The sequence below is a fragment of the Marilutibacter maris genome (assembly GCF_003233695.1).
Classification (GTDB): domain Bacteria; phylum Pseudomonadota; class Gammaproteobacteria; order Xanthomonadales; family Xanthomonadaceae; genus Marilutibacter; species Marilutibacter maris.
The window spans coordinates 2,903,916-2,929,442 of sequence record NZ_CP029843.1 but is presented as its reverse complement, the minus strand read 5'-3'; the positions used below and the strand labels follow the sequence as shown (position 1 = coordinate 2,929,442).

Sequence of the window (25,527 nt, the reverse complement as noted above, 5' to 3'; positions counted from 1 at the left end):
TGGGGGAGGGGCGGGTTCGTGGTCAGGCTGGGGCCTGGCATTGGTTCCATCAAGGGCCCAAGCCTGATATTTTCAAGGTGCCAATTATCGCGCCCGCCACGTTGCCCGCCGAGGCGCGCGACCTGCCGACCGATCAAGGAGTCGCCCTTGCTTTTGCATCTGCAGATGGATGGACGAGGCCCCCTGCACGCGCAGCTGACCCGTGCGTTGAAGGCGGTCATGCTCGATGGCCGCATGGGCGCCGGCGAGCGGCTGCCGCCGACCCGGTTGTTGGCGCGGGAGTTGGAGGTGTCCCGCAACACCGTGCTCGCCGCCTACGAACAATTGCAGGCCGAGGGCTTCCTGCATGGACGGGTGGGGTCCGGCAGCTTCGTCGCCCCCGGCCTGCAGGTACGGCCGGAGGCGGGCGACGGTGGTGCGGCCGGCGAGCGCGTCGCCGTCGTCGATGCGCTGCCGCCGCAGTCGGCCTATGCCGGGCGCGCGCGCCGCTTCCACGACCATGCCCGCATCCCGGGGCGCACCGTGCCCGGCACCCGCTACGCGTTCCAGTACGGAGTGCCGATGACCAATCCGGCGCTGACCAGTGCCTGGGCGCGGGAGCTGTCGCGGGCCGCCAGCTACACCCGGCCCCACTATCCGCCGACCCAGGGGCTGCCGGAGCTGCGTGAGGCGGTCGCCGGCTATCTGGCGCGCCGTCGCGGTGTGCAGGTGTCGGCCAGGGACGTATTGATCGTCAACGGCACCCAGCAGGCGATCGCGTTGACCGCGCGGGTCCTGCTCGACCCGGGGGCCGCGGCGGCGATCGAGGAGCCGCAGTACTTCGCGATCCGGGAGGTGTTGCAGATCCATGGCGCGCGCCTGCAGCCGGTGCCGGTCGACGGCGAGGGGCTGCGCGTGGACGCCCTGCCGGTGCCGGCGCCGCGGCTGGTTTGCGTGACGCCTTCGCACCAGTTCCCGACCGGGGCGGTGCTGTCGCTGGCGCGGCGGCAGGCGCTGCTCGACTATGTCCACGCCCACGACAGCTGGATCTTCGAGGACGATTACGACGGCGAGTTCCGTTACGACGCGCGTCCGCTGTCGGCGCTGCGCTCGCTGGACCGCCATGGGCGCGTGGTCTACGTCGGCAGCTTCTCCAAGGTGATGTTCCCGGCGCTGCGACTGGGCTACCTGGTGATGCCGCCGGGGCTGCGCCGGGACTTCATCAATGCCAAGTGGGCCGAGGATTTCGGCTCATCGGCGGTCGAGCAGGCGGCCCTGGCCCGTTTCATCGAGGACGGCGGGTTCGAGCGTCACCTGCGGCGCACCGGCAAGGCGCTGAGGGAGCGCCGGGCGGCGTTGTTGCGGGGGCTGCGCGAACGGCTGGGCGAGCGCATCGAGATCGCCGATTCCAATGCCGGCATGCACCTGCTCGCCTGGCTGCGCGGCGCCAGCCTGGAGCAGGGCGAGCGGCTGATCGAGGTCGCCGCCAGCCGCGGCCTGGGCCTGCATCCGATCGCGCCGTTCTACCTGGAGCCGCCGCGACGGCCGGGCCTGCTGATGGGCTATGCCGGCATGCCGCTGGCCGACATCGATCCGGCGTTGCGACTGTTCGGCGAGTGCATGGACGCGGTGATTCCGGCCCGCTGAGCCGCGGTTGCCCGCTGTTTACGGGGACGGCCCTTACGGGGACGGCTCAGCGCGAGGCGAGCAGTGCGATCGCGGCGGCGAGCGCCAGACAGGCCAGGTCCCAGGGGCCGTTGGAGAGCGTGGCCAGGGTCCAGGCGTGGTGGACGCCGAGCCGGACCGCGGCCTCGAACGACGACATTCCGAGCTGGCTGCCGATCGACGAGGAGAACGTGAGCCACTGCACCGCGATCGCCACCAGCGCGGTCGCGCCCAGCCCGAGCAGGGCGCGGAAAATACCGGGCCGCCAGCCGCCGAAGCGCAGCATCCACGCCACATCGAGCGCCACCACCACGGCCATCCAGCCGTGCAGGCTCTCGGTGTACAGGTTCACCTTCACCCAGGCCATCGTCAGCGCGACCATGCTCAGCAACAGCAGGGGGCCGCCGTGCAGCCGCAGGAACGGGGGGCGGCGGTCCGTCGTAGGGGACGCGCCCGCGCCCGCGCGCTCGGAAGGCTTCTCAGACGGCATCGTATCGGTGCTGGCGGACATGGAACGGGCAGGGGCACATAAGCCTCACAGCATACCGGAGGACGGCCCGCGCCCCGACCCTTGCCGCCCGCATCCGCCGCGAAGCGGACGCGGGGCGCTCCGCCCCGGTAAAATGAACACCCTTGCCTCCCGTACCGGCACCCCAATCTTTCCGGCATGTATTCCCGAAGCAGCGAACCCGTGCGCCTGGAGCGCGACTGCGCCGCCGTCCTGGTCCCCCAGGGCGAGCACGTCAACCTGCCCGCGGGCAGCATCGGCTATATCACCCAGGCGCTTGGAGGCAGTTACACGGTCTTCATCGAGGGCAATCTGTTCCGCATCGCCGGCAAGGACGCGGACGCGCTGGGCAAGGAACCGCCGCCGCCGCTGGAGCTGCCGGACGATGCCGACGACGAAGCGGTGGAGCGTCTGGTGTGGCAGCAGTTGCGCACCTGCTTCGATCCCGAGATTCCGATCAACGTGGTCGACCTGGGCCTGATCTACGAGGCGAGCGTGAAGCCGCACGATGAGGACGGGGGGCAGCGACGGATCGAGGTCCGGATGACCCTGACCGCGCCGGCCTGCGGCATGGGCGACATCCTGGTCGACGATGTGCGCAGCAAGCTGGAGATGATCCCGACCGTCGCCGAGGCCGACGTCGAACTGGTGTTCGACCCGCCGTGGAGCCGCAACATGATGTCGGAGGCCGCCCGGCTCGAGACCGGGATGCTTTGACGCCCCGCCGCGGCTGCCGCCTCCCGGACCTGTCGCCGGCGTGTCGGCGATCCCCGCGTCCGCCGCGGGGCTGATCGCGCACGCGTGACGCGGCAGCGGCGGCGTCCCGCTCCTTGTCTCGACTTCCTCTTGGCTGGCTGTTGCCGGTCCCGTCCGCGCGCCTGTCGTGGGGGGCGGTCGCGGTCGTGAGGGGCCGTGTGCGCCCGTCGGGCGCTGTCATGGCGCGGCTCCGGTTGCGGGTGCGGCGCGCCGGCGATTCAGCCTAGGATCTTCGAACCATCTCGTCGGGATCTTCAGGTTTTTCTCCTCTCTTTTTCAGATTGGCGACAGATCACGGGCCGATCATCCCTGGGTCAACATAAATTTGTGACTTGAATCACATATCTACAATCTCTTCCCGATCGAGGTAGGGGGGCGTTGCTTTGCCGACGTTGGCGATTCTGGGTCGTGTGAATCCGGCCTGACTCGCGGCGGTGCCGGCTGCCCGGGTGTGTTGTAACGACATCCGTTCGTCCAGGCCGTTCCGGGCGTCAGCGCCCGCAGACGGACATCGAAGCCCCCGGGTGTCGCCCGCCGCGCATTGCGCGGTCCGGCAGTTGTTTCCATCCGTTGTCCGGCAGGCGCCGGCGGCGCACACAACAACGCTACTTTTTTTGGGGGTTACACCAACATGCCACGCAAAGATCGGTCCATCCGCCTGAATGCCATTGCGGCAGCCACGGTGATCGCACTGTCCTCGTCGTTCGCCGTTTCGGCTGCCGAGCGGGTCAACATCGCCACCGTGCAATCGGATGGCCCGAACAACCGCTTCATCGTCAAGTACCGCGATGGCGCCACCGCGCCGGAAGCGACCGTGCAGAGCGCGCTCAACCGCGCCGCGTCCGCGTCCGGCCTGCGTGGCCAGGGCAAGGGCCTGGGTCTGCAGCGCCTGCGCCGGATGTCGATGGGCGCCGACGTGGTCAGTGCCGACCGTCGCCTGGATCGTGCCGAGGCCGAGACCCTGATGCGCCAGATCGCCGCCGATCCGAACGTCGAGTACGTCGAGGTCGACCAGATCATGCGTCCGCTGATGACGCCGAACGACACCCACTACGCGACCTACCTGTGGGGCATGCAGGACGGCACCGGCGGCATGAGGGTCAACCAGGCCTGGGACAGCGCCGACGGCGAGGGCGTGGTGGTGGCGGTGATCGACACCGGTATCGCCAGCCACAGCGACCTCAACGCCAACATCCTGCCCGGCTACGACTTCATCAGCGATTCGTCGATGGCGCGCGACGGCAACGGCCGTGACAGCAACCCCAACGACGAGGGCGACTGGTACGGCGCCAACGAGTGCGGCGGCAGCCATCCGGCCTCCGACTCCAGCTGGCACGGCACCCACGTCGCCGGCACCGTCGCCGCGGTCGGCAACAACAATGCCGGCGTGATCGGCGCAGCCTACAAGGCCAAGGTGGTTCCGGTGCGCGTGCTCGGCAAGTGCGGCGGCTACACCTCCGACATCGTCGACGGCATCGCCTGGGCGTCCGGTGGCAGCGTCTCCGGCGTGCCGGCCAATGCCAACCCGGCCGAAGTGATCAACATGAGCCTGGGCGGCGGCGGCGCCTGTTCGTCGACCTACCAGAACGCGATCAACGCCGCGGTCGCCCGTGGTACCACCGTGGTGGTCGCGGCCGGCAACGACAACGACAACGTCGCCAACTACAGCCCGGCCAGCTGCTCCAATGTGATTTCGGTTGCGGCGACCAACAAGACCGGCGGCCGCGCCAGCTACTCGAACTACGGCTCGCTGATCGACGTGGCCGCGCCGGGCGGCGACAGCCCGGACTGCACCACCCTGATCGTGTCGACCGGCAATGCCGGCGCCACCACGCCGACCTCCGAGAACTACAAGTGCATGGCCGGCACCTCGATGGCGGCGCCGCACGTGGCCGGCGCGGTTGCGCTGATGCAGTCGGTGGCGTCCTCGCCGATGACACCGGCCCAGATCGAGTCGACCCTGAAGGACACCGCGCGCGCGTTGCCGGGGACCTGCACGGGCGGTTGTGGCGCAGGCATCGTCGACGCCAAGGCCGCGGTCGATGCGGCGGCCGGCGGCACCACCCCGCCGCCGACCGGCAACGAGCTGGAGAAGGGCGTGCCGGCCACCGGCCTGTCGGCCAGCCAGGGCAACGACGTGACCTACACCATGGTCGTGCCGTCGGGTGCGTCGAACCTGAGCTTCACGATGTCCGGCGGCACCGGTGATGCCGACCTGTACGTCAAGTTCGGCAGCGCGCCGACCGACAGCAGCTACGACTGCCGTCCGTACAAGAGCGGCAACGCCGAAACCTGCAGCTTCGCCAGCCCGCAGGCCGGGACCTACCACGTCCGGGTCAAGGCCTACAGCAGCTTCTCCGGGGTCAGCCTGGTCGGCGACTACAGCACCGGTGGCAGCAGCGGTCCGCAGACCTACAGCAACGCCAGCGACTACACGATCAACGACAACGCCACGGTCGAGAGCCCGATCACCGTGTCCGGTCGCAGCGGCAATGCCCCCAGCAACGCCAGCGTGGATGTCGACATCCGCCACACCTACAAGGGCGACCTCAAGGTCGACCTGGTGGCGCCGGATGGCAGCACCTACAACATCCACAACCGCAGCGGCGGCAGTGCCGACAACGTGATCGGCACCTACACGCTGAACCTGTCCAGCGAGGCCCTCAACGGCACCTGGAAGCTGCGGGTCAACGACAACGCCAGCCAGGACACCGGCTACATCAACAGCTGGAGCGTCACGTTCTGAAGCGTCACGTTCTGACCGTCAGCAGGAAGCTGTCGTCAGTCGCCACCAGGGAAGGGGGTGCGGTGGCGCGATCGCCCAGGTGACCGCGCCACCGGGGAGCCGGTCCAGGCAGTGGATGCCACCGTCAGGTCTGCACACGGATGTGCGGACCGGTCTTCCAAAGCAACAAGGATGCGATGCCGCGGAGACGCACCCGGCATCGTTCACGTCTCTCTCCACCAGACTTTGGTGGGCGAACCCCGGCTCAGCCCCGGGGTTCTTTTTTTGTGTTCCGGCGAAGGCCCTTCCGAACAGGAGATCCGTGAACCCGGCTCGGTCGCGGTTCGCACGCACGCGCAGGTTTGCGGCGATGTCGCCGCCGCTTCCGGTGCCTGGCCAGGTGAACCGACGTCGCTGGCGCAGCGTGCGCGGACAGGCGGCCGTCGGCGGGCCGTGCCACCGCGATGGCGATGAATACTCGTCGCACAGCCAGCAAAAAGGCAGGACCCGGTTGCGACGACAAGCTCTCGACCTCCTCTTGAACGAGTGATTCGAGTCTCATATCGGCAAATATTTTCCCCAAAGAGAAGATATTGATCCGAACGAGATTGTCACCTCGGTCCCCGCGCATTCGAATCGGGCTTGATCCGTGCGCTGCCGGCGATCCGGATCGAGGGCTGATCTGATCGTTCAAGTGGAAAGCCCTCGTCAGGTGAAGCCACTCCAGGATGGAACCGCGCATCGTTGCGATGCCCCCTCGAGCGGTGCGGTCCGGCGCCCGTATCGCCAGTGCCGACGCGGACACGGTCCGTCGGCTTACCCACGACGCTATACAAGTAGGGGTCACCTCAGCATGTCAATCACGCAACGTTCCGTACGCCTGAGCGCGCTCGCCGCGGCCACGCTCATCGCACTGTCCTCTTCGTTCGCGGTCTCGGCCGCGGATCGGGTCCACCTCGCCACCGTGCAGCCGAACGGCGGCAACCAGCAGTTCATCGTCAAGTACCGCGACGCAAGCCGTGCGGGGGAAGCGACCCTGCAGGGGCGCCTCGACCGTGCCGCATCGACCTCCGGTCTGCTCAACAGCGCCGCTTCGCGGGGCCGGGGCAAGGGACTGGGGCTGCAGCGCCTGCGACGGATGGCGACCGGTGCCGAGGTCGTGCGTGCCGACCGCAAGCTCGATCGCACCGAGGCCGAAACCCTGATGCGCCAGATCGCCGCCGACCCGAACGTCGAATACGTCGAGGTCGACAGGCTCCGGCGGCCGCTCATGACGCCAAACGACACCCATTACGCGAACTATCTGTGGGGCATGCAGAGCGGCACCGGCGGAGCGAAGTTCAACCAGGCCTGGGACAGCGCCGATGGCGAGGGCGTGGTGGTCGCGGTGATCGACACCGGCATCGTTCCCCACGTCGATCTCGATGCCAACATCCTGCCCGGCTACGATTTCATCAGCAATTCCTTCGTTTCGCGTGACGGCAATGGTCGCGACAGCGACCCGACCGACGAAGGCGACTGGAACAACGCCACCGAGTGCGACGACCTGATTGGTCAGGATATCGATGCAGCGGACTCCAGCTGGCACGGCACCCACGTCGCCGGCACCGTCGCCGCGGTCGGCAACAACAACAAGGGCGTGATCGGTGGCGCCTACAAGGCCAAGGTGGTTCCGGTGCGCGTGCTGGGCCGCTGCGGCGGCTTCGACTCCGATATTTCCGATGCGATCATCTGGGCGTCGGGCGGCAGCGTTCCGGGCGTTCCTGACAACCCCAACCCGGTGGAGGTGATCAACATGAGCCTGGGCGGTGGCGGCGCCTGTCCGACCTCCTACCAGAACGCGATCAACGGTGCGGTCGGACGCGGCAGCACCGTGGTCGCTGCAGCCGGAAACGACAACGTCAACGTATCCCAGGCCACGCCGGCCAACTGTGCCAACGTGATCTCGGTCGCGGCGACCAACAAGAGCGGCGGCCGCGCCAGTTACTCGAACTACGGTTCGCTGATCGACGTGGCTGCGCCGGGTGGCGACTACCCCGACTGCACCACGCTGATCGTGTCGACCGGGAACACTGGCGATACCACGCAGGCTTCCGGGGAATATTATAAGTGCAGCGCAGGCACCTCGATGGCGGCGCCGCACGTGTCCGCCCTGGTGGCCCTGATGCAGTCGGTCGCGCCGGCCCCGCTGACTCCTGCGCAGGTCGAGTCGACGCTCAAGAGCACCGCGCGTGCGCTGCCGGGTTCGTGTTCGGGGGGCTGCGGCGCCGGCATCATCAACGCCAGGGCGGCGGTGGACGCGGTCGCCGGTAGCAGTGGCGGCGGCAACGCCGCGCAGACCTACAGCAACGGCACCGACTACACGATCAACGACTACGCCACCGTGGAAAGCCCGATCGCGGTGTCCGGCCGCAGCGGCAACGGCCCGGCCAGCGCCACGATCGCGGTCGACATCCGCCACACCTACAAGGGCGATCTCAAGGTCGATCTGGTCGCGCCGGATGGCAGCGTCTACAACCTGCACAACCGCAGCGGCGGCAGCGCCAACGACATCATCGGCAGCTACACCAAGAATCTGTCCAGCGAAGCCCTCAACGGCACCTGGAAGCTGCGGGTGAACGACAACTATGCCGGCGATACCGGCTACATCAACAGCTGGAGCATCGCGTTCTGAACCCCGCCATGTGGCGGTGCCGGCAGGCCACCGCCACTGCGCGAGGCCCCCATCCGGCGGCGGTCGCCACCGCGATCGTCGCCGGTGGGGGTGTCGGGAATGCGGGGAGCGGACGAAGGCTCCTCCGGCGATCGATGTTGCGGTCGGCGGTCCCCGGCAACGCGAGGGTGGCGCCTGTCACCGCCGACGATTTCTCTCTACCGGCAGCACTTGGTAGTGAACCCCGGCTTCAGCCCCGGGGTTCTTTTTTATGGAGGCGGGTCCGGCATCCGCATCGCATCGATTGCCAGATGCGACGGTGCCCGCGCTCAGGTCGCCTCGAAGCGGTTGGCGTCGACGTTCTTGCGGACCCGGGCCGGGTCCCAGATGCGGCCGTTCATGGCGATGTAGACGCCCGGCGGCAGCGCCTGCACCGCGCCGACCGCGCAACCGACGTTGAACTCGGCGTCGGAACCGCGGAAGCGGGCCGGACTCAAGGCGCCGGTCAGCACGATGGTCTTGTCGGTCAGACTGGCCAGTGCCCGGGCGGTGGCGACCATGGTGTCGGTGCCATGGGTGACCAGCACGTGACGGGCCGGCTGCGCGGCGATGGTCGCGCGGATCAGCTCGCGGTCGTCGTCGCTGATGTGCAGCGAGTCCTTGCGCAGGATCGGGATCACATTGAACCGGAACCCCACACCCAGCTCGTGCAGGATGCCGCCGATCTGCGGTTCGCCGATCTGGTAGTCCGACTTGTCGTCGAAGTAGATCTTGTCGATCGTGCCGCCGGTGGTGACGATGCAGAGCTGGTCCATGGGTGCGGTGCGGAAAGCGGGAGGATGCGCGGATTATAGGGCGCTCAGCGGCCGCGGCCGAAGCGCGCGCGCAGGCCGGGCAGGCTGCCGGTCACGATGATCGCCACCGACAGTACGATCACCGCCCAGGCCCAGCCGGCCTGGTCGCGATGCGCCCACGCCATCATCACCCCGTGGCAGAACCAGCCCAGCCCGAACACTCCGGACCAGAACACCGCGTGGCGGCTGCCGAACCAGGCGCCGACCGCGAGCAGCAGCGGCGGCAGCGCGAAGAAGCCCATTGCCGCGAGCAGTTGGGCGTCGTCGCGGAACCAGCCCGCGTAGACCAGGCTCAGTGTCAGCAGCAGGGCGGCAAGCCCGCGTCGCGGCGTGCGGCTCATGGCATCAGCTTCCCGGCGATCCGCGCCAGACGGCGCCCCAGCGCCCGCGCCAGCGTCGCCTCGTCCTCGCTGGGCTGCGGTTCGTCGTGGTTGCCGGAGACGTGGCTGGCGCCATAGGGGGTGCCGCCGCCGCGGGTGCTGCTCAGCGCGGGCTCGGTATAGGGAATGCCGACGATCACGCAGCCATGATGCAGCAGCGGGACCTGCATGCTCAGCAGGGTCGCCTCCTGTCCGCCGTGCATGGTCGCGGTGGAGGTGAACACCGCCGCCGGCTTGCCGACCAGGGTGCCGCTGGCCCACTGCGCGCCGAGGCCGTCGAACCAGTGCTTCATCGGCGCGGCCATGTTGCCGAATCGGGTCGGACTGCCGAAGGCGTAGCCGATGCACTGCTCCAGGTCGGAGGCCTCGACGTAGGGCGCGCCGTCCTCGGGGACCGGCGGCGTCGCGGTCTGGGTCACCGCCGCGACCGGCGGCACCGTGCGCAGCCGCGCCGACATGCCTTCGACCTCGCCGATGCCGCGGGCGATCTGCCGGGCCAGGCGGGCGACCGAGCCGCCTCGGCTGTAGTACAGGACCAGGATTTCGGGCATGGGGGGCGGACATCGGACGGGGCCGCACAGGATAGCGCGAGCGCGCCCGCCGCCGTGGCGGTCCGGGAGCCGGGCGCCCAGACACAAGCCTGGCGTCCCATCGGTTACCCTCACGGTCCATGGAACCACTGGATTCCCTCAACCGGCTTGGCGAGCGATTTCAGGATCGCGATCGCAACATCGCCTTCCTCAGGTTCATCGGTCGTCGGGCGCTCGACGACAACCTGTTCCAGGCTGCCGGCGCGCTGGCGTACACCACGGTGTTCGCGCTGGTGCCGCTGTCGATGGTGGTGTTCGGCGTGCTGTCGGCGTTCCCGGTGTTCTCGGAGTGGAGCGACAAGCTCACCGACTACGTGTTCACCAACTTCGTGCCCACCGCGGCCAGCGCGGTGGCCAAGTACCTGCGCGAGCTGTCCGACAATGCCGGCCAGCTCACCGCGGCCGGCGTGATCGCGCTGGTCGCTTCGGTGCTGATCACCCTCAACGGGATCGAGGCGACCTTCAACCGGATCTGGCGGGTCAAGTCGGCGCGCCCGCAGGTGATCCGCTTCATGGTCTATTGGACCGTGCTGACCCTGGGCGCGATGCTGGCGGCGGCCAGCTTCGCGCTGTCGGCGCGGTTCTTCGCGCTGGCGATCTTCAGCACCGAGACCGGCCATGCGCTGCAGGGACTCGCGTTGCGGCTGTCGCCGATGCTGATCGAGATGCTCGCCTTCACCGCGATCTACCGGGTGGTCCCGCATCGCACCGTGCACTGGCGGCACGCGCTGGCCGGGGCGCTGATCGCGGCGCTGCTGTTCGAGTCGATCAAGTCCGCGTTCGGGCTGTACCTGGGCAGCTTCAACGCGTACTCGAAGATCTACGGCGCGCTGGCGTTCCTGCCGATCTTCCTGTTGTGGATCTACCTGGGCTGGCTGTCGGTGTTGCTGGGTGCGTCGGTGGCCTCGGCGGTGTCCGCGTTCCGCTACCAGCCGGCCAGTCTGCGCCTGCCCGAGGGCTATGAAATCTACGGCCTGCTGCGCCTGCTGGGCCGCTTCAACGATGCCCGTCGCGAAGGCCAGGGTCTGCACAGCGACCGGATCCTGGAGCTGGAGCCGATCCTGACCGACGACCTGGTCCAGCAGATGCTGGGGCAGTTGGAAAGCATCGACGTGGTACGCCGTTCCGAGGCCGGCGAGTGGCTGCTCACGCGCGATCTCGACCGCCTGACCCTCGCCGACCTGTACGCCGCCTGCCAGCTGCGCATCCCGGTCGCCGAGGCCTACCTGCCATCCTGCGACGACGCCCTGGGGCGTTCGGCCATCGCCGCGATCGACGAGCTGCGGATGCCGTTGCGGGACCTGTTGAAACGCCGCGTGGGCACGATCCACGCCGACGAAGAGGATTGAGACGATGTACGGACACTTCCGCCCTTCATGCGCATGGATGCCGCTGCTGACCCTGCTGGCCACGCTGTTGCTGCTGGCCGCCTGCCAGCGCGCGCCGGAACCGGCCGCCGATCCCGGTCCGGAGGCGCCCGCGGCGGCCGACACCGCGACGGCGGACGCCGACGATACCGGTGCCGATGCCGGCGGCACCGTCGAGCAGCCCGAACTGAAGGCGGTCACCGTCGACGGTGCGCCCTACGATCTGGCCGAGCATCGCGGCCGCTGGGTGGTGGTCAATTTCTGGGCGACCTGGTGCAAGCCGTGCCTGAAGGAAATGCCCGAACTGTCCGCGCTGGACGCGATGCGCGAACACATTGAGGTCGTCGGGCTGGCCTACGAGGAGATCGAGGTCGCCGAGATGAAGGCGTTCCTGGAAAAGCACCCGGTGGTGTATCCGATCGTGATCGTCGACACCTACAACCCGCCGGCCGACTTCGAGACCCCGCGCGGGCTGCCGATGACCTACCTGATCGCGCCCGATGGCCGGGTCGCGGATCGCTTCCTGGGCCCGGTGACGGCGCCGGAGATCGAGGCGGCGATCGAGCGCATCGGCCAGGCCACCGGCATGGAACCGGCCGGCGAGACCGGGGAATAGGCGCGATGGCCGCCGCGCGGTTCTGGATATCGGGCAAGGTGCAGGGCGTGTGGTTCCGCGCCTCGACCTGCGAACGCGCGCAGGAACTGGGCCTGCGCGGCTACGCCCGCAATCTGGCCGACGGCCGGGTCGAGGTGCTGGCCGCCGGCGACGCCGACGCGCTCGACAGCCTCGACGCCTGGCTGCAGCACGGCCCGCCGCAGGCCCGGGTCGCCTCGGTCCGGCGCGAGGCCGCCGGCGAGGACGAGTCCGGGCCGGGCTTCACCGTCGGTTAGCGTGATGACGGCCGCGTTCAGCGCGGCGCGTAGCCGATCCAGGCGAACAGGCGGCGACTGAACAGCAGGCTCAGGCCGCTGAGCACCGCGACCATGCCGAAGTGGAACAACAGCACCATCAGCATGGTTTCCCCGGCATGGATCAGGCCGACCCCGGCCGAGGCCAGGGCGGCGGTGCTGAGGGTGGCGAGGGTCGCGGTGATCGCCGGACGGACCACGCCGGCGTGGCGCACCAGCAACAGCATCACCAGGCTCAACGGCAGGCTGGTCAGCGCGATCGCCTGCGCGCATTCGGCGCTGTCGGCATGGAAGGACAATGCCGAGGCGCCGTGCAGGGCGACCTCGTGCAGGCAGCCCCAGCCCATGCCGCCCAGCCACAGCAGCAGGGCAGGCAGCGGCAGCAGGGCCCAGCGCTGCGAGCGCCCCGGCACGCTGACCTGGAAGGTGGCATAGGCGGCGAGCACGCCGACCAGCAGGCTGGCGATCCACTCCAGGCGTCCGGCCGGGGCCTGCAGCGCACGCACCGCGCCGGGGTTGAGGCCGCTCACGGCGACGATCAACGCCAGCACCAGCGCCGCCAGCGCCAGCCACAGCAGCGTCCGCCGCAGCGGCGAGGCCAGCGGCCGCACGCGCTTGCCGCGCGAGGCCAGGTGATCGATCAGGCGGTTGGTGTCAGTCATGGCGGTGACCCGTGGTGTTGCTGGGGGTGTTGCCCGGCCCGCGGCCGGTATCGTCGTCGCGCGCTTCCGGCGGCGCTTCGTCGCTGTGGCCGAGTGCCTTGCGCAGCGACTTCAATGCGCGGTGGTAGGCGACCTTCAGCGCGCCGGTGCTCTGTTCGCTGAATTCGGCGGCCTCGCTCAGGGACAGCTCCTTCAGTCGCAGCAGGCGGACCGCCTCGCGCTGGCGTTCGGGCAGGGCCTCGACCGCTTCGTGCACCTCGCGTGCCGATTGCGCCCGGCTGGCCTCGTCCATCGGCGTTGCGGCGTTGTCGCCGGGGGCGCCCCACAGGTGTTCGGGGACGGCGTCGAAGTCGTCGAACTCGTGCCGCAGACGGTGCGCGCGCTTGCGCAGCAGGTCGATGCAGCGGCGGCTGGCGATCGTGCCCAGCCACGGCTTGAACGGGCGTCCGCGCTCGTAGGTATGGCGGATGCCGTGGACGATCATCAGGATCTCCTGCACCGCATCCTCGGTGTCCTCGCCGGGGCCGAGGTGGCGGCGGGCGATCGCCCGCACGTAGGGCGTGATCGATTGCAGCAGCGTGTGGTAGGCGACGCGGTCGCCGTCCTGCGCCTGTTCCATCAGCCGCTCCCACGGCACCGCGTCGACCGGGCGGTCGCGATGGTCGCCGGAGCGTGGCGCTCCGGCCGTTGGCTGTTCAGGGGACATCGGTGACGGGGATGTCCGGGCAAAGGGGACGATGGTGCCCATGATGACCTTGTCGCCGCCGACCCGCAAAACGCCCGCCCGCGGGCGCGGCCGCGGCGTCAGGATGGGCGACGATGTCCGGTTCCTCCATGCGGGGCGGGGACGCGCATCGTCCCGGTGCCGATGCCATGTGGATTCGGATGGGGGCGGAAAAGGTTACGCGGGCCCGCGGTGGCGGCCGCGTCGCGGCACTCAGTCGTCGTCGAAGTTCCGGATCGGTTTGAGCGCCCGGTAGCGTTCTTCCAGCGGCGGATGCCCGAGTGGCGGGTACTCGATCTCGGGCGTCGGCACCTCACGGTCGGGCAGGCGGTCGAGCAGGTCGCGGATCAGGGTCAGGCGACCGCGCTTCTGGTCGTTGAAATCGACCAGGGTCCAGGGCGCGTGCTTGCTGTGGGTGGCCTCCAGCATCGCCTCGCGGGCGTCGGTGTAGGCCTGGTAGCGCTCGCGCGCCTTCAGGTCGATCGGCGAGAGCTTCCAGCGCTTGAGCGGGTCCTCCAGCCGTTCGGCGAAGCGCTCCTCCTGCTTGTCCTGGTCGCAGCACAGCCAGTACTTGAACAGCAGGATGCCGTCGTCGACCAGCAGCTTCTCGAACACCGGCACCTGTTTCAGGAAGTGCGCGACCTGCTCTTCGCTGGCGAAGCCCATCACCTTCTCGACGCCGGCACGGTTGTACCAGCTGCGATCGAACAGCACGATCTCGCCGGCCGCCGGCAGGTGCGGCACGTAGCGCTGGAAGTACCACTGGCCGGCCTCGCGATCGCTGGGCTTGGGCAGGGCGACGGTGTGGCACTGGCGCGGGTTGAGGTGGTCGCTGAGCGCGCCGACCACGCCGCCCTTGCCGGCGGTGTCGCGGCCTTCGAGCACCACCAGCAGGCGCTTGCCGGTGTGTTGCAGCCAGCGCGCGACCGCCGCCAGCTCCAGTTGCATCGGTTCCAGTGCCTGTTCGTATTGCTTCTTCTTCATCGATCCCTTCTTCGTCGTGACGGCGGCCGGCGGGCTCAGCCTTTCCGGCGCGCGCCGCCCTTGCGGGGGGTGCCGCGCTTGCGGGGCGACGGATGCCCGGCCATCGTTCGCGCGACCTCGAGCAGGGCGCCCTGTTGGCGGGTGTTGAGCGCGCGGTAGGCGGCGAGCAGGTCGTGCTCGCCCGGGGTGCGGGCCGGGTCCAGGCTGCTGGCCAGTTCGGCCAGCAGGGCGCCGGCGGGGACTCCGAAGGTCCGTGCCAGCGCGTCGAGCTGGTCCTGGCCGGGCAGCTTGTCGCCCTTGAGCCAGGCATTGACCGTGGCGACGCCGGCGCGCGGAATCGCGGTGGCGATGTCGCTGACGCTCAGGCCGCGGGCGCGCGCCAGCAGGCGCAGGGTCTGGTCGATGGCCATCGGACTACTCCTTCAGACGTGGCTTCAGATTGGCGAGATTGCAGGGACGGGTGCGGGCGTCGAGCTGGGCGCGGATGATCTTCTCCCAGCCGGTGCGGCAGGCAGAGGTCGAGCCGGGCAGGGCGAACACGAAGGTGCCGTTGGCCAGGCCGGCGAACGCGCGCGACTGCAGGGTCGAGGTGCCGATCTCCTCGAAGCTGATCGCGCGGAACAGCTCGCCGAAGCCGTCCATCCGCTTGTCCAGCAGCGGCATCAACGCCTCGGGAGTGGAGTCGCGGCCGGTGAAGCCGGTGCCGCCGGTGACCAGGATGCCGTCCACCGCGTCGTCGGCGATCCATTGCGAGACCGTCGCCCGCAGCCGGTACTTGTCGTCCGGCAGCAGGGCGCGCGCGGCGAGGCGGTGGCCGGCATCGGCCAGGGCCTGCGCGAGGTAGTCGCCGGAGCTGTCGTTGGCGGGGGTGCGGCTGTCGGACACGGTCAGTACGCACAGCGAGAGCGGGAGGAAATCGGCGGATGCGGTCATGCCGCGAGCCTAACCCATTGCCGGCCGCGCCGGACCTCGATGCGAAGGCGGCGGCGCACCCAGCGCCCGGCATCTGTCGACCAGGAATCCGCGCAACCGGTGCACCGCCGGTCCGATCAGGCGGCGATCCGGACTGATCAGGTGCAGCGGCGAGGGTTCGCCGCTCCAGTCCGCGCACAGCAGTTGCAGGCGCGCGGCGGCGACGTCCTCGGCGACGTCCAGCCAGGACTTGTAGGCGATGCCGTGGCCGGCCAGCGCCCAGCGTCGTACCGCATCGCCGTCGTCGCTGACGCGGTCGCCGTCCACCGCCACCGCCAGCGGCTTGCCGTCGGCCGCGGTGAAGCGCCATTGGGTATGCAGGTCGTCGGCGAGCATGAAGCGCAGGCAGTTGTGATCGCGCAGCGCCTCCGGATGGCTTGGTGCTCCGGCGCGGGCGAGGTAGGCCGGCGACGCCACCAGCACCCGACGGTTGTCGGCATGGATCGGAAGCGCGACCAGCGACGAGTCCGGCGGCGGCCCGTAGCGCAGCGCGACGTCCACCGGTTGCCGGTAGATGTCGGCGATGCGGTCGGACAGGTACAGGCGCAGCTGCAGGGCCGGATGCGCCTGCTGGAACGCGTCCAGCCACGGTAGCAGTACGTGCCGGCCCAAGTCCGAGGGCGCCGAGATGCGCAGCTCGCCACGCAGCTCGGCGCCTTCGCCCCGCAGGGTCTGCACGCCCTCGTCGAGCGCGCGCAGCGCCTCGTGCGCGTGCGCAAGGAAGCGTTCGCCCTCGGCGGTGGCGCGCAGGGCGCGGGTGGAGCGCACGAACAGGCGGGTGTCGAGTTCGGCCTCCAGCCGTTTGATCGCCGCGCTGGCGACCGCAGGGCTGATGTCGAGCTGGCGTGCCGCGGCCGAGAGGCTGCCCAGGCGGGCGGCGAGGACGAACAGACGGAGGTCGGCGAGCGCCTTCATTTTCAATCCAGATTTGAAACAGAGGTTTTGGCGGGGCGCTTTTTCTTCCCGCAAAGATAGCTGAAATTGGCGTCACGTCGAATCAGCCCAGTGCCTGCCGCCCATGTCTCCCGCCTTCCGCTTCGATCACGTCAACCTGCACGTCGGCAGCGATTCGCCCGCGCGCCGCCTGTTCGCCGAGGTGATGGGTCTGCGCGAAGGCAGACGGCCGCCGTTCCCGTTTCCCGGCCAATGGCTCTACGGCGACGCCCCGGCCGCCCTGCTGCACCTGGTCCAGGCGCCGGCCGCGGCAGGCCCGGCGGTCCGGATCGGGCACGTCGCCTTCCGTAGCGACGAGCCTGCCGATGCGGTGCTGGCCCGTCTCGACGCGGCCGGCCTCGACTACGAGGTCGCGGTGGTGCCGGAGGATGGCGACGTGCAGATCTTCGTGCCGGTGCCCGGCGGACTGGTGATCGAACTCGATACGCCGGCCGACCCGGCGCGGCCAGCGGCCGCCTATCTCAGCCGGCTGGCACGGCGTGCCGTCTGAAGCCGGACCGGCGGCCTCCGCCACTTCCCCCACTCGCAACAGGAATCCACCATGTCAGACCCGCAGCTGTTCTCTCCCTTCCGGCTCGGCGCCCTCGATCTGCGCAACCGCATCGTGATGGCGCCGATGACCCGCGCCCGCAGCACCCAGCCCGGCGACGTGCCCAATGCCCTGAACGCGCAGTACTACGCGCAGCGTGCCGGGGCCGGACTGATCGTCAGCGAGGCGACCCAGATCTCGCCGCAGGGCAAGGGTTACTCGTTCACGCCCGGCATCCACAGCGAGGCGCAGGTGGCGGGCTGGCGCCAGGTCACCGACGCCGTGCACGCCGCCGGCGGTCGCATCTTCCTGCAGCTGTGGCACGTCGGCCGCATGTCGCATCCGGACTTCCACGACGGTGCGCTGCCGGTGGCGCCGTCGGCGCTGCCGTTCGACGGGGCGGTCTGGATGGTCGATCCCGCCACCGGGCAGGGCGGCATGGTCGCCTGTCCGACCCCGCGCGCGCTGGAGCCGGAGGAGATCGCCGCGATCGTCGACGACTTCCGCGCCGCGGCGCGGCGGGCGATGCGGGCCGGCTTCGACGGCGTGGAGATCCACGGCGCCAACGGCTATCTGATCGACCAGTTCCTGCGCACCTCGTCCAATACGCGCAGCGACGGCTACGGCGGCTCCCGCGAGAACCGGCTGCGCTTCTTCAAGGAGGTGGTGGATGCGGTGGCCGCGGAGGTCGGTCCCGAACGCACCGGCGTGCGGGTGGCGCCGTTCCTGACCGCGCGCGGGATGGCCTGCCCGGACATCCTGCCGACCCTGATCGAGGCCGCGCGCCACCTGGACGCGGCCGGTGTCGCCTACCTGCATCTGGTCGAGGCCGACTGGGACGATGCGCCGCAGTTCGAGCGCCGGTTCCGCGAAGCGGTCCGCGCGGCCTACCGCGGGGCGGTGATCGTCGCCGGCAAGTACGACCGCGCGCGTGCCGACGCCATCCTCGACGACGGACTGGCCGACCTGGTCGCGTTCGGCCGTCCGTTCATTGCCAATCCCGACCTGCCGCGACGCCTGCGCGAGGGCCTGCCGCTGGCCGACTACGACGGTGCTTCGCTGTTCGGTGGCGACGCGCAGGGCTATACCAGCTACCCGGCCAGCGCCGCCGCCTGAGCGCGGCGGCTGCTTGGGCCGCCGCGCGCAACCCATCGGCGATGCCTTCGAGGGCAGCTCTGCGGAGGTCCTGGCCGGGGCCGAGCACGTCCAGGGCCTGGGCGAGGTGGGCCAGTAGCGCGGGTGGTGGAACTCCAGTTCCGGCGAAGGCCTCCGGATGGCGGAGGCGTCGCCCGACGATCGCGCGGGCTGGGTCGGGCAATCGTCCCGGCCTGTTCCGTTCGTGCCGTTGGGCGGGCGTCCCGGAGCGGTCGGCGGAGGCGCCGGCGGCTCAGGGCCTGGACGGCGTCCGCGCCTCGTCCTCGATCGCGATCGGTCGCACCGTTTCCAGCAGGCTCACCAGGGTCTTGCCCGGCTCCTCCCACGGCACCATGTGCGCGGAGCGCTCGAACCAGATGCCGCGCTTGTAGGGCGCGTCGACCGCGTCCAGCCAGTCGGCGGTCGGCTGCGAGGGCGTGGTGTAGTCGTGCCGGCCCATCAGCATCACCACCGGAATCGGGAACCGCTCGACACCGCTGTAGTCGACCTGGAGGAAGGCGTCGAGGATGCGGCCCAGGGTGAACACGTTGCCGCGGTCGATCGCGCAGACGTCGGCGGCGTCGTAGTCCGGCGACAGTCGGCCGGCGCGATAGAAGTACAGGTTGGTCTCGTCGCGGAACGCGCTCATGCCGCCGTAGTGCTGGGCCCAGATCCGCGCGGTGACGATGCGTTCGCGGGTCAGCGGGGTATCGCCGGGGTAGGGCGCGATCGCCTCCAGCGCCCGCACCGCTGCTTCGTTGCGGTCGCGGCGGGCCTGCTCGAGCGCGTAGTCGAAGCTGATCCGCTCGTTCTCCTGCACGTCGATCACCTGGCCGATGCCGACATAGGCGTGGAACAGGTCGGGCCGCTTCAAGGCCGCGCCCATGCCGACGATGGTGCCCCAGCTGTGGCCCATCAGGATCAGTTTGCGCTTGCCGTAGCGCTCGCGGACGTGTTCGGCGACCTCGATCGCGTCGTCGATGTAGCGCGGGATGCGGATGGTGTCGGCGATCTTCTCCGGGTTGGACAGGTTGAACGTCCGGCCGGCCGCGCGCTGGTCCCAGGTGACCATCGTGAAGTACTCCTCCAGCGGCCGCTGGAACTGCCACAGGCTGGGGGTCAGCGGCGAGGCGGGGCCGCCGTGCACGAACAGGATCACCGGGTTGTCGCGGTCCTGGCCGCGCGCATTGATGTACTGCTCGACGCCGCCGATGTTTGCGGTGAACGATTCCTGCACGCCGTCGGGGGCGACGATCCGGGTCAGGTCGGCGATCACCTCGCGCGCGGGCTGGTACGGCGCGATGTCCGGACAGTCCTGGGCGCGGGCGCTGGAGAGGGCGGCAAGGGCGGTGAGGGCGACGCTGAACAGGATTGTCTTCATGGCCGCATCGTAGTCGCCGGACATGTCCGGCAACCCTGCAGGTCGTCACGGTGCCGGTGGTGTATCGACGAGGTCGCTCCCGTGCCTGCCCGGGCCAGGGGTGCGTGTTCTTCCCGATGGAGGCATGAGCCGGCGACGGTGTCGCGTGCAGGCGTCAGGCGGTAGAGTCCGGTATCGGTGTGCGGTCCGGGCCAGCAGGATCCGGGCCCTTGAGCGGTCATGGAGGACGCGATGACGACGAAAGCGGAGACGGGGAAGAGGCGCGGCCGGACACGGCTGGTGATCGGCCTGTTGTGCTCGATCGTGGCGGCGGCGATTCCGGTCGCGGCCACCCCCGGTTTTCTCAGCGTCGCCCAGTCCTTCGGCATCGAATTGCCGGTGATCGCCCGGCTGTTCGTCGATCATGGCGCGGTGTTCTGGGTGTTGCCGGTGCTGGTGCTGCTGGCCTGGTTCAAGTGGCCGAACCCGAAGCGACGTGGATTGATTGCGATGCTGATCGGCACGCTGGCGCTTGCCGTGATCGCACCGATCGCCTTTTTCGTGCTGTACCTTCCGGTCCTCCAGCTCGGAGCTTCGGGATGAGCGGCACGCCGTACGCGGAGGCCGTACGACCGCCGGGAACGGGTGCGGACCGGGCCGGCCGACGGAGCGGGACGCTGAAAAGCAGGAAGTTGAAAAGCAGGGAGTCGAAATGAGCAGAGAGGATTACATCGCGGTCGCGACGCGGCTTTTCGCGGTCTACATGCTGTTCGCCGCCATTGGCCAAATTCCCGGGATGGTGGTCGGGATATCGCAGCCCGGCGGCCAGACCTGGTTCTGGTTGTACCTGTTGGTGGTCGCGTTCTCGCTGTGCCTGGTCGGTCTGCTGTGGTTCTTCCCGTTGACGGTGGCGCGCAAGCTGTTGCCGGTGATGCGCGAGCCGCGTTCGGAGCAGGCGCTGGATGCGCCCACCGCGTTCTCGATCGGCATCACCCTGCTCGGATTGTGGTTCCTGGCCACCGGGCTCGCCGATGCGGTGTACTGGCTGACGTTCTGGCTCAGGCTCGGGCAGGCGGACGCCTTCGAACTCGAGTTGACCAACGACCAGGTCGCGGGGATGGTGACGACCGGGGTGGAGCTGCTGATTGCGCTGGTGCTGATACTCGGCAGCAGCGGCATCCGGCGGCTGATCTATCGCTACCGCTATGGCCGGATCGAGGCAACCGACGGCCGCGAGCCGTCGCCGGTTTCCAGGAGCGGACGGAATGATGGATGAGGCCGCCCGCCTGGGTCTGGTCGAGCGCTATATCGCGGCCTACAACCGGTTCGATGTCGACGGCATGCTGGCGCTGCTGGCGCCGGGCATCCGCTTCGAGAACCACGCCGGAGGGCAGCTGACCGCGCAGGCGGATGGCATCGACGGGTTCCGTCAGCTCGCCGAACACGCCGCGGCGCTGTTCCGCGAGCGCGAGCAACGGGTGATCGCGCGCCGCAGCGAGGCCGGCCGGGTCGTGGTCGAGATCGCCTACCGCGGCGTGCTGGCGGCGGACATCGCCGATGGACCGAAGGCCGGCAGCGTGCTGGAGATGACTGGACGGTCCGAGTTCGCGTTCGCCGATGGAAAGATCGGCCTGATCGTCGATCGCAGCTAGCGCGGAGCGGCCGTCGCGCCGTGTTCCGCAGTCGCGGCCATCCGCCGCACCGCGGTGGCGAAGTCGGCGGCGAAGGCGTCCATGTCGAACAGGCCGCTGCTGTCGCGCCTGTGGGCGAGCTCGGCACGCAGCGCGGCCAGCGCTTGTGGATCGCGTCCCAGCCGCACCGCGGTGTCGATGAAGGCGGTGTCGCTGTCGACATTCATCGCGTCCAGGCCCAGGTGATGGTTGAGGCTGCCGGCGACGCGCGCGGCGAAGGTCGCGCCCGGACGGGTCAGCACCGGGCAGCCGACCCACAGTGCGTCCGAGGCGGTGGTATGGGCATTGTAGGGGCCGGTATCGAGGAACAGGTCGGCCAGTTGCAGGCGCGCGAGGTAGTCGGCGTGCGGCTGCTTGGGCATGAATACCAGTCGCGCCGGGTCGATCCCGCGCGCTTGCGCATGCTCGCGCAGGCGCGCGTCGGCACGGCCGGGACCGGACAGCAGCCACAGGACGCTGCCAGGCACCTGCGCCAGCACCGCCAGGGCACGGTCGACGCTGGTCGGGTTCAGCTTGTAGCTGTTGTTGAAGCAGCAATAGACGACGCCCGCCTGCGCGTCGCCGCCGGGCAGCCCGCAGTCCTCGCGCGATGGCGCCGGCGGGACGGCGCGGCGGGTATCGGAGGGCTGGAAGCAACGCGGCAGGCGCACGACGCGCTCGCTGAAGTGCGCCTCCAGTGCTGCCGGCAGCACGAAGCCGTCGGCCAGAACGAAGTCGATCCAGGGCGCGCCCGAGGTGCCCGGGTAGGCCAGCCAGTTGACCTGGACCGGCGCCGGGCGCATCGCCAGCACTTCCGGCATGCCGCCGCCGCCCCAGCCGCGCAGGTCGAACAGCACGTCGATGCTGGCGTCGCGGATGCACTGGGCGACCGCCTGGTGGGAGCGGCCGGCGACGTCGTGGACCCGGGGCGCCGCGGCCAGGCGTCGACGGATCGCGCTGCCGTCATCGGGGTTGAGCGCGAACAGGTGCGGGTCGATGCCGTCCTCGCCGGCGCGCAGCGCTTCCAGCATCGCGACCGTCAGCAGTCCGGTCGGGTGCGCACCGAAGCCGTTGGACAGCAGGCCGACTCGGATTGGGCCGGGGCGGGTGCGCGGCGGTGCCGGTGGCAGTGGGCGGACCTGGTGGGCGATCGCCGCCGCGCGCAGGCGCGCGCACTGCAATTGTTCGGCGGCACTGCCGTCCTCGCTGAGGAAGGCGAACGGTTCGATCGCGGCGCGACCGCGGGCGACCGCGCCGCGGACCTGGGCGGCAAGGCGGTCGAGCTCGCGCCAGTCGCAGAGCTTGCGGCGCCAGGCCAGCAGGTAGGCGGCCAGCATCGGCTCCTCCGGCGCCAGCGCGTGGGCCCGGGCATAGGCATCGGCGGCGGCCTCGGCCTCGCCGGTGTCCTCCAGCACGTGGGCGAGCCAGACCTGGATGCCGGGATGCCGCGGCGCCGCCCCGGCAGCACCGCGCAGGCTGTCGGCGGCCTCGTGGTGACGCCCCTGCAGCGACTGCGCGCGACCGAGCCGGGCCAGCGCCTCCGGGTGGCCGGGGGCGAGCGCCAGCGCGCGCCGGCAGGCGGCCTCGCCGGCACGGGCGTCGCCGGCTTCCAGCTCGGCATCGCCGAGCAGGATCCAGGCATGGGCGTCGCCTGGACGCAGGCGCAGGCGTTCCCGCAGGGCAGGGCGGGGGTCGTTCACGCCGGTGCCAGCGACGGCGCCGCGTAGGCCCAGGCCTGGACCCCGGAGGCCAGGGTCACCCGCACGCGCCGGTAGTCGTCGCCCTCGTAGGCGTCCGCATGCGCGAGTTCGGCCGCGCTCAGTTGCAGGCGCATGCCGGCGACCCGGTCGCCGTCGGCGCTGCTGGCGTGGATGATCGGGTGGCGGAGGATGCCGCTTGTCGCCACCGCGGCCGGGTCGCGCAGCTCCAGCCAATCGAGCCGATAGCCGGGCAGGGCGTCGGCGCTGCCGGAAAGGGTGCGGCCGAACAGCCGTCGCTGGACCTGGGCGTCCTGCAAGGTGCCATAGACGAACAGCGACTCCTCGGCCGCGGCGTCGTCGAACGACAAGGCATACCACTGGGTCGCCTCTTCGTGCCAGCCGGCTTCGCGGTACAGCGCGCGCGCGGCGGCGTTGTCGCGCGAGGTTTCCAGCATCAGGCCGCTGGCGCCACCTTCGCGGGCGAAGCGTTCGGCGGTTTCCAGCAGGGCGCGGGCGACGCCGCGACGTCGCGCGGCCGGATCGACGTAGAGGTCGTTGAGGATCCACACGCGCGCGGTGCGTACCGAAGAGAACGACGGATAGAGCTGGACGAAGCCGGCCGGGACCTCGTCCACGTACGCGAGCAGGACGGTCGACTCGGCCTGCTGCAGTCGCTGTTGCAGGAAGCCGCGGGCGCGCGGCAGGTCGCCGGGCTGGCCATAGAAGCGCCGGTAGGCGTCGAACAGCGGGACCAGCATGTCCAGATCGGTCAGCGTCGCGCGGCGGATGGTCGTGGTCATCGGTACGTCCGTGAGGGCGGTCGTGGCGGATATTGTAGAAGCCCGATGGGACGATATCCGGCTGCGCCCGGATATCTCCCAAGGTTTGCTGCGCAAACCTCGGGCCCCGCCGTTGCGCTTCCACACCCCCATTCGCGCTGCGCGCGAATCGCCCCCTGACTCAGGGGGGAACGATATCCGGCTGCGCCCGGATATCTCCCAAGGTTTGCTGCGCAAACCTCGGGCCCCGCCGTTGCGCTTCCACACCCCCATTCGCGCTGCGCGCGAATCGCCCCCTGACTCAGGGGGGAACGATATCCGGCTGCGCCCGGATATCTCCCAAGGTTTGCTGCGCAAACCTTGGGCCCCGCCGTTGCGCTGCCACACCCCCATTCGCGCTACGCGCGAATCGCCCCCTGACTCAGGGGGCTGGGGCACGCGCCTTGACCCGGTAGGAGCGGCGTAAGCCGCGATGGGGTCTGCCTCCGGAACCCGGGGCTCGCGGCTTGCGCCGCTCCTGCGGTTCTGGCGCGCGGCGGGGACGGCCGTGCGGGCTCAGGAACCGGCGGTCAGGCGCGCGAGTTCGTCGGCCTGGTGCTCGGCCTGCAGGCGCTCGATCAGCGCATCGAGCTCGCCCTCGACGATGTTGGGCAGGTCGTACAGGGTCAGGCCGTCGACGCGATGGTCGGTGATCCGTCCCTGCGGGAAGTTGTAGGTGCGGATGCGCTGGCTGCGGTCCCCGCTGCCGACCTGCAGCTTGCGGGTCTCGGCCTGGGCGGCGGCGGCCTGCGCAGCCTGCGCCTCGGCCAGCATCGCCTGCAGCCGCTTCATCGCCTTGTCGCGGTTGGCATGCTGGCTGCGCTCGGTCTGGCTCTCGACCACGATGCCGCTGGGCAGGTGGGTGATGCGGATCGCCGAGTCGGTCTTGTTGACGTGCTGGCCGCCGGCGCCGCTGGACCGGAAGGTGTCGACCTTGAGATCGGCCGGGCTGATCACGATCGGCTCGCCCTCCGGCTCGACCGGGATGATCGCCACCGTCGCCGCCGAGGTATGGATGCGGCCCTGCGATTCGGTCTCCGGCACCCGCTGCACGCGGTGGGTGCCCGATTCGAACTTCAGCTTCGAGTACGCGCCCTGGCCCTCGACCCGGGCGATCACTTCCCTGAAACCGCCGTGCTCGCCGGGGTTGGCCGACTCGACCTCGACCCGCCAGCCCTGGCGCTCGGCGTAGCGCGAATACATCCGGAACAGGTCGCCGGCGAAGATCGCGGCCTCGTCGCCGCCGGTGCCGGCGCGCACCTCCAGGTACAGGTCGCCGTCGTCGCGCGGGTCCTTCGGCACCAGATGCGAAAGCAGCTCGCGGTCGAGCCGCTCCAGCCGCGCGTTGGCCGAGGCGATCTCCTCGTCGGCCAGCTCGCGCAGTTCCGGGTCGGCGCGCATCGCCTCGGCGGTGGCGAGGTCGTCGCGGGCGCGTGTCTCCTCGGCCAGGGCCAGCGCGACCGGTTCGAGCTGGGCGAACTCGCGCGACAGTCCGCGGAAGCGCCGGGCGTTGCCGATCACGTCGGGGTCGGCGAGCAGGCGTTCGAGCTCCTCGCGACGTTCGACCAGGGCTTCGAGTTTGCGGCGGAGGGTTTCCAGCATGGGACGGACCGGGCGTGGGAGTGGACGGGAGC

General features: G+C 69.9%; 26 protein-coding genes and 1 pseudogene. 13 read left to right on the top strand and 14 right to left on the bottom strand.

All coding sequences use genetic code 11. The annotated features are described in order from the left end of the window. Positions 1-165 precede the first annotated feature (165 nt). Positions 166-1,626 carry a MocR-like pyridoxine biosynthesis transcription factor PdxR gene (pdxR, locus tag C9I47_RS13015; RefSeq protein WP_111268136.1) on the top strand — a complete coding sequence of 487 codons (1,461 nt, stop codon included), beginning with the start codon at positions 166-168 and terminating at the stop codon, positions 1,624-1,626. 46 nt (positions 1,627-1,672) lie between these two features. On the opposite strand, the gene C9I47_RS13010 is transcribed toward pdxR, so the two are convergent. Then, the gene (locus C9I47_RS13010; RefSeq protein ID WP_145985518.1) at positions 1,673-2,134 is read right to left on the bottom strand and encodes a hypothetical protein; all 462 of its coding nucleotides are present in this window, start codon (positions 2,132-2,134) and stop codon (positions 1,673-1,675) included. A gap of 177 nt (positions 2,135-2,311) precedes the next feature. On the opposite strand from C9I47_RS13010, the gene sufT reads away from it, so the two are divergent. The 4 genes and pseudogenes from sufT to C9I47_RS12995 all read left to right on the top strand — a co-directional run bounded on the left by sufT (position 2,312) and on the right by C9I47_RS12995 (position 8,307). Next, positions 2,312-2,869, top strand: coding sequence for a putative Fe-S cluster assembly protein SufT (gene sufT, locus C9I47_RS13005; RefSeq protein ID WP_111267122.1), 558 nt, complete (start codon positions 2,312-2,314; stop codon positions 2,867-2,869). Positions 2,870-3,539: 670 nt separating this feature from the next. Further along, a pseudogene (locus tag C9I47_RS13000) lies at positions 3,540-5,291 on the top strand (S8 family peptidase); the annotation flags it as partial. Positions 5,292-5,381: 90 nt separating this feature from the next. Beyond that, complete coding sequence (locus C9I47_RS17970) at positions 5,382-5,654, top strand: proprotein convertase P-domain-containing protein (RefSeq protein ID WP_223250377.1); 273 nt, start codon at positions 5,382-5,384, stop codon at positions 5,652-5,654. Positions 5,655-6,486: 832 nt separating this feature from the next. Then, a complete protein-coding gene (locus C9I47_RS12995; protein WP_111267120.1) occupies positions 6,487-8,307 on the top strand; it encodes a S8 family serine peptidase in 1,821 nt (606 codons plus the stop codon). A gap of 308 nt (positions 8,308-8,615) precedes the next feature. Here the strand turns inward: C9I47_RS12995 and C9I47_RS12990 are convergent, their stop codons facing one another. From C9I47_RS12990 to wrbA, 3 genes are read right to left on the bottom strand one after another with little or no spacing between them, the layout of a single operon-like run. Next, positions 8,616-9,101 (bottom strand): asparaginase domain-containing protein, encoded by a 486-nt coding sequence (locus C9I47_RS12990; RefSeq protein WP_111267119.1) that lies wholly within the window; start codon positions 9,099-9,101, stop codon positions 8,616-8,618. A 44-nt stretch (positions 9,102-9,145) separates the two neighbouring features. Beyond that, entirely contained in the window at positions 9,146-9,481 is a 336-nt protein-coding gene (locus C9I47_RS12985) for a DUF2069 domain-containing protein (protein ID WP_111267118.1), read from the bottom strand. Next, complete coding sequence (gene wrbA / locus C9I47_RS12980) at positions 9,478-10,071, bottom strand: NAD(P)H:quinone oxidoreductase (RefSeq protein WP_111267117.1); 594 nt, start codon at positions 10,069-10,071, stop codon at positions 9,478-9,480. The genes C9I47_RS12985 and wrbA overlap by 4 nt, the downstream gene beginning before the upstream one ends. A gap of 119 nt (positions 10,072-10,190) precedes the next feature. On the opposite strand from wrbA, the gene C9I47_RS12975 reads away from it, so the two are divergent. The 3 genes from C9I47_RS12975 to C9I47_RS12965 are packed head-to-tail and all read left to right on the top strand — an operon-like array spanning position 10,191 to position 12,368. Beyond that, positions 10,191-11,459: a YihY family inner membrane protein gene (locus C9I47_RS12975; protein WP_111267116.1), complete on the top strand. Its 1,269-nt coding sequence runs from the start codon at positions 10,191-10,193 to the stop codon at positions 11,457-11,459. 4 nt (positions 11,460-11,463) lie between these two features. Next, positions 11,464-12,093, top strand: a complete 630-nt coding sequence (locus C9I47_RS12970; protein ID WP_407067479.1) for a TlpA family protein disulfide reductase — start codon at positions 11,464-11,466, stop codon at positions 12,091-12,093. 5 nt (positions 12,094-12,098) lie between these two features. Then, positions 12,099-12,368 (top strand): acylphosphatase, encoded by a 270-nt coding sequence (locus tag C9I47_RS12965; protein ID WP_111267114.1) that lies wholly within the window; start codon positions 12,099-12,101, stop codon positions 12,366-12,368. A 17-nt stretch (positions 12,369-12,385) separates the two neighbouring features. Here the strand turns inward: C9I47_RS12965 and C9I47_RS12960 are convergent, their stop codons facing one another. The 6 genes from C9I47_RS12960 to C9I47_RS12935 all read right to left on the bottom strand — a co-directional run bounded on the left by C9I47_RS12960 (position 12,386) and on the right by C9I47_RS12935 (position 16,643). Beyond that, positions 12,386-13,048: an NrsF family protein gene (locus C9I47_RS12960; protein ID WP_111267113.1), complete on the bottom strand. Its 663-nt coding sequence runs from the start codon at positions 13,046-13,048 to the stop codon at positions 12,386-12,388. Further along, positions 13,041-13,754 carry a sigma-70 family RNA polymerase sigma factor gene (locus tag C9I47_RS12955; protein ID WP_190238505.1) on the bottom strand — a complete coding sequence of 238 codons (714 nt, stop codon included), beginning with the start codon at positions 13,752-13,754 and terminating at the stop codon, positions 13,041-13,043. The genes C9I47_RS12960 and C9I47_RS12955 overlap by 8 nt, the downstream gene beginning before the upstream one ends. A 231-nt stretch (positions 13,755-13,985) precedes the next feature. Beyond that, positions 13,986-14,756: a polyphosphate kinase 2 gene (gene ppk2 / locus C9I47_RS12950; RefSeq protein WP_111267111.1), complete on the bottom strand. Its 771-nt coding sequence runs from the start codon at positions 14,754-14,756 to the stop codon at positions 13,986-13,988. Positions 14,757-14,791: 35 nt separating this feature from the next. Further along, entirely contained in the window at positions 14,792-15,166 is a 375-nt protein-coding gene (locus tag C9I47_RS12945) for a helix-turn-helix domain-containing protein (RefSeq protein WP_111267110.1), read from the bottom strand. A 4-nt stretch (positions 15,167-15,170) separates the two neighbouring features. Beyond that, positions 15,171-15,689: a molybdenum cofactor biosynthesis protein B gene (gene moaB, locus C9I47_RS12940; protein ID WP_111267109.1), complete on the bottom strand. Its 519-nt coding sequence runs from the start codon at positions 15,687-15,689 to the stop codon at positions 15,171-15,173. A 9-nt stretch (positions 15,690-15,698) separates the two neighbouring features. Continuing rightward, entirely contained in the window at positions 15,699-16,643 is a 945-nt protein-coding gene (locus tag C9I47_RS12935) for a LysR family transcriptional regulator (RefSeq protein ID WP_111267108.1), read from the bottom strand. Between the two features lie 103 nt (positions 16,644-16,746). Here C9I47_RS12935 and C9I47_RS12930 point away from each other — a divergent pair, with 103 nt between their 5' ends. Together C9I47_RS12930 and C9I47_RS12925 are read left to right on the top strand one after the other, a co-directional pair. Then, positions 16,747-17,172, top strand: coding sequence for a VOC family protein (locus tag C9I47_RS12930; RefSeq protein WP_111267107.1), 426 nt, complete (start codon positions 16,747-16,749; stop codon positions 17,170-17,172). Between the two features lie 51 nt (positions 17,173-17,223). Next, positions 17,224-18,327, top strand: coding sequence for an alkene reductase (locus tag C9I47_RS12925; RefSeq protein WP_111267106.1), 1,104 nt, complete (start codon positions 17,224-17,226; stop codon positions 18,325-18,327). Between the two features lie 271 nt (positions 18,328-18,598). Here the strand turns inward: C9I47_RS12925 and C9I47_RS12920 are convergent, their stop codons facing one another. Next, positions 18,599-19,726 (bottom strand): alpha/beta fold hydrolase, encoded by a 1,128-nt coding sequence (locus C9I47_RS12920; protein ID WP_111268135.1) that lies wholly within the window; start codon positions 19,724-19,726, stop codon positions 18,599-18,601. Between the two features lie 231 nt (positions 19,727-19,957). Between C9I47_RS12920 and C9I47_RS12915 the strand changes: the two genes are divergently transcribed. The 3 genes from C9I47_RS12915 (at position 19,958) to C9I47_RS12905 (ending at position 21,357) form a co-directional block, all read left to right on the top strand. Continuing rightward, a complete protein-coding gene (locus C9I47_RS12915) occupies positions 19,958-20,308 on the top strand; it encodes a hypothetical protein (protein WP_141480717.1) in 351 nt (116 codons plus the stop codon). A 109-nt stretch (positions 20,309-20,417) separates the two neighbouring features. Then, on the top strand, positions 20,418-20,981 hold the full coding sequence (locus C9I47_RS12910) for a hypothetical protein (RefSeq protein ID WP_111267104.1): 564 nt from the start codon (positions 20,418-20,420) through the stop codon (positions 20,979-20,981). Beyond that, a complete protein-coding gene (locus C9I47_RS12905) occupies positions 20,971-21,357 on the top strand; it encodes a nuclear transport factor 2 family protein (protein WP_223250129.1) in 387 nt (128 codons plus the stop codon). Before C9I47_RS12910 ends, C9I47_RS12905 begins: the two co-directional genes overlap by 11 nt. On the opposite strand, the gene C9I47_RS12900 is transcribed toward C9I47_RS12905, so the two are convergent. The 3 genes from C9I47_RS12900 to prfA all read right to left on the bottom strand — a co-directional run bounded on the left by C9I47_RS12900 (position 21,354) and on the right by prfA (position 25,495). Next, the gene (locus C9I47_RS12900) at positions 21,354-23,075 is read right to left on the bottom strand and encodes an O-linked N-acetylglucosamine transferase, SPINDLY family protein (protein ID WP_111267102.1); all 1,722 of its coding nucleotides are present in this window, start codon (positions 23,073-23,075) and stop codon (positions 21,354-21,356) included. The genes C9I47_RS12905 and C9I47_RS12900 overlap by 4 nt on opposite strands. After that, complete coding sequence (locus C9I47_RS18165) at positions 23,072-23,875, bottom strand: GNAT family N-acetyltransferase (protein ID WP_190238504.1); 804 nt, start codon at positions 23,873-23,875, stop codon at positions 23,072-23,074. The genes C9I47_RS12900 and C9I47_RS18165 overlap by 4 nt, the downstream gene beginning before the upstream one ends. 534 nt (positions 23,876-24,409) lie before the next feature. Beyond that, entirely contained in the window at positions 24,410-25,495 is a 1,086-nt protein-coding gene (prfA, locus tag C9I47_RS12890) for a peptide chain release factor 1 (RefSeq protein ID WP_111267101.1), read from the bottom strand. Positions 25,496-25,527 lie beyond the last annotated feature (32 nt).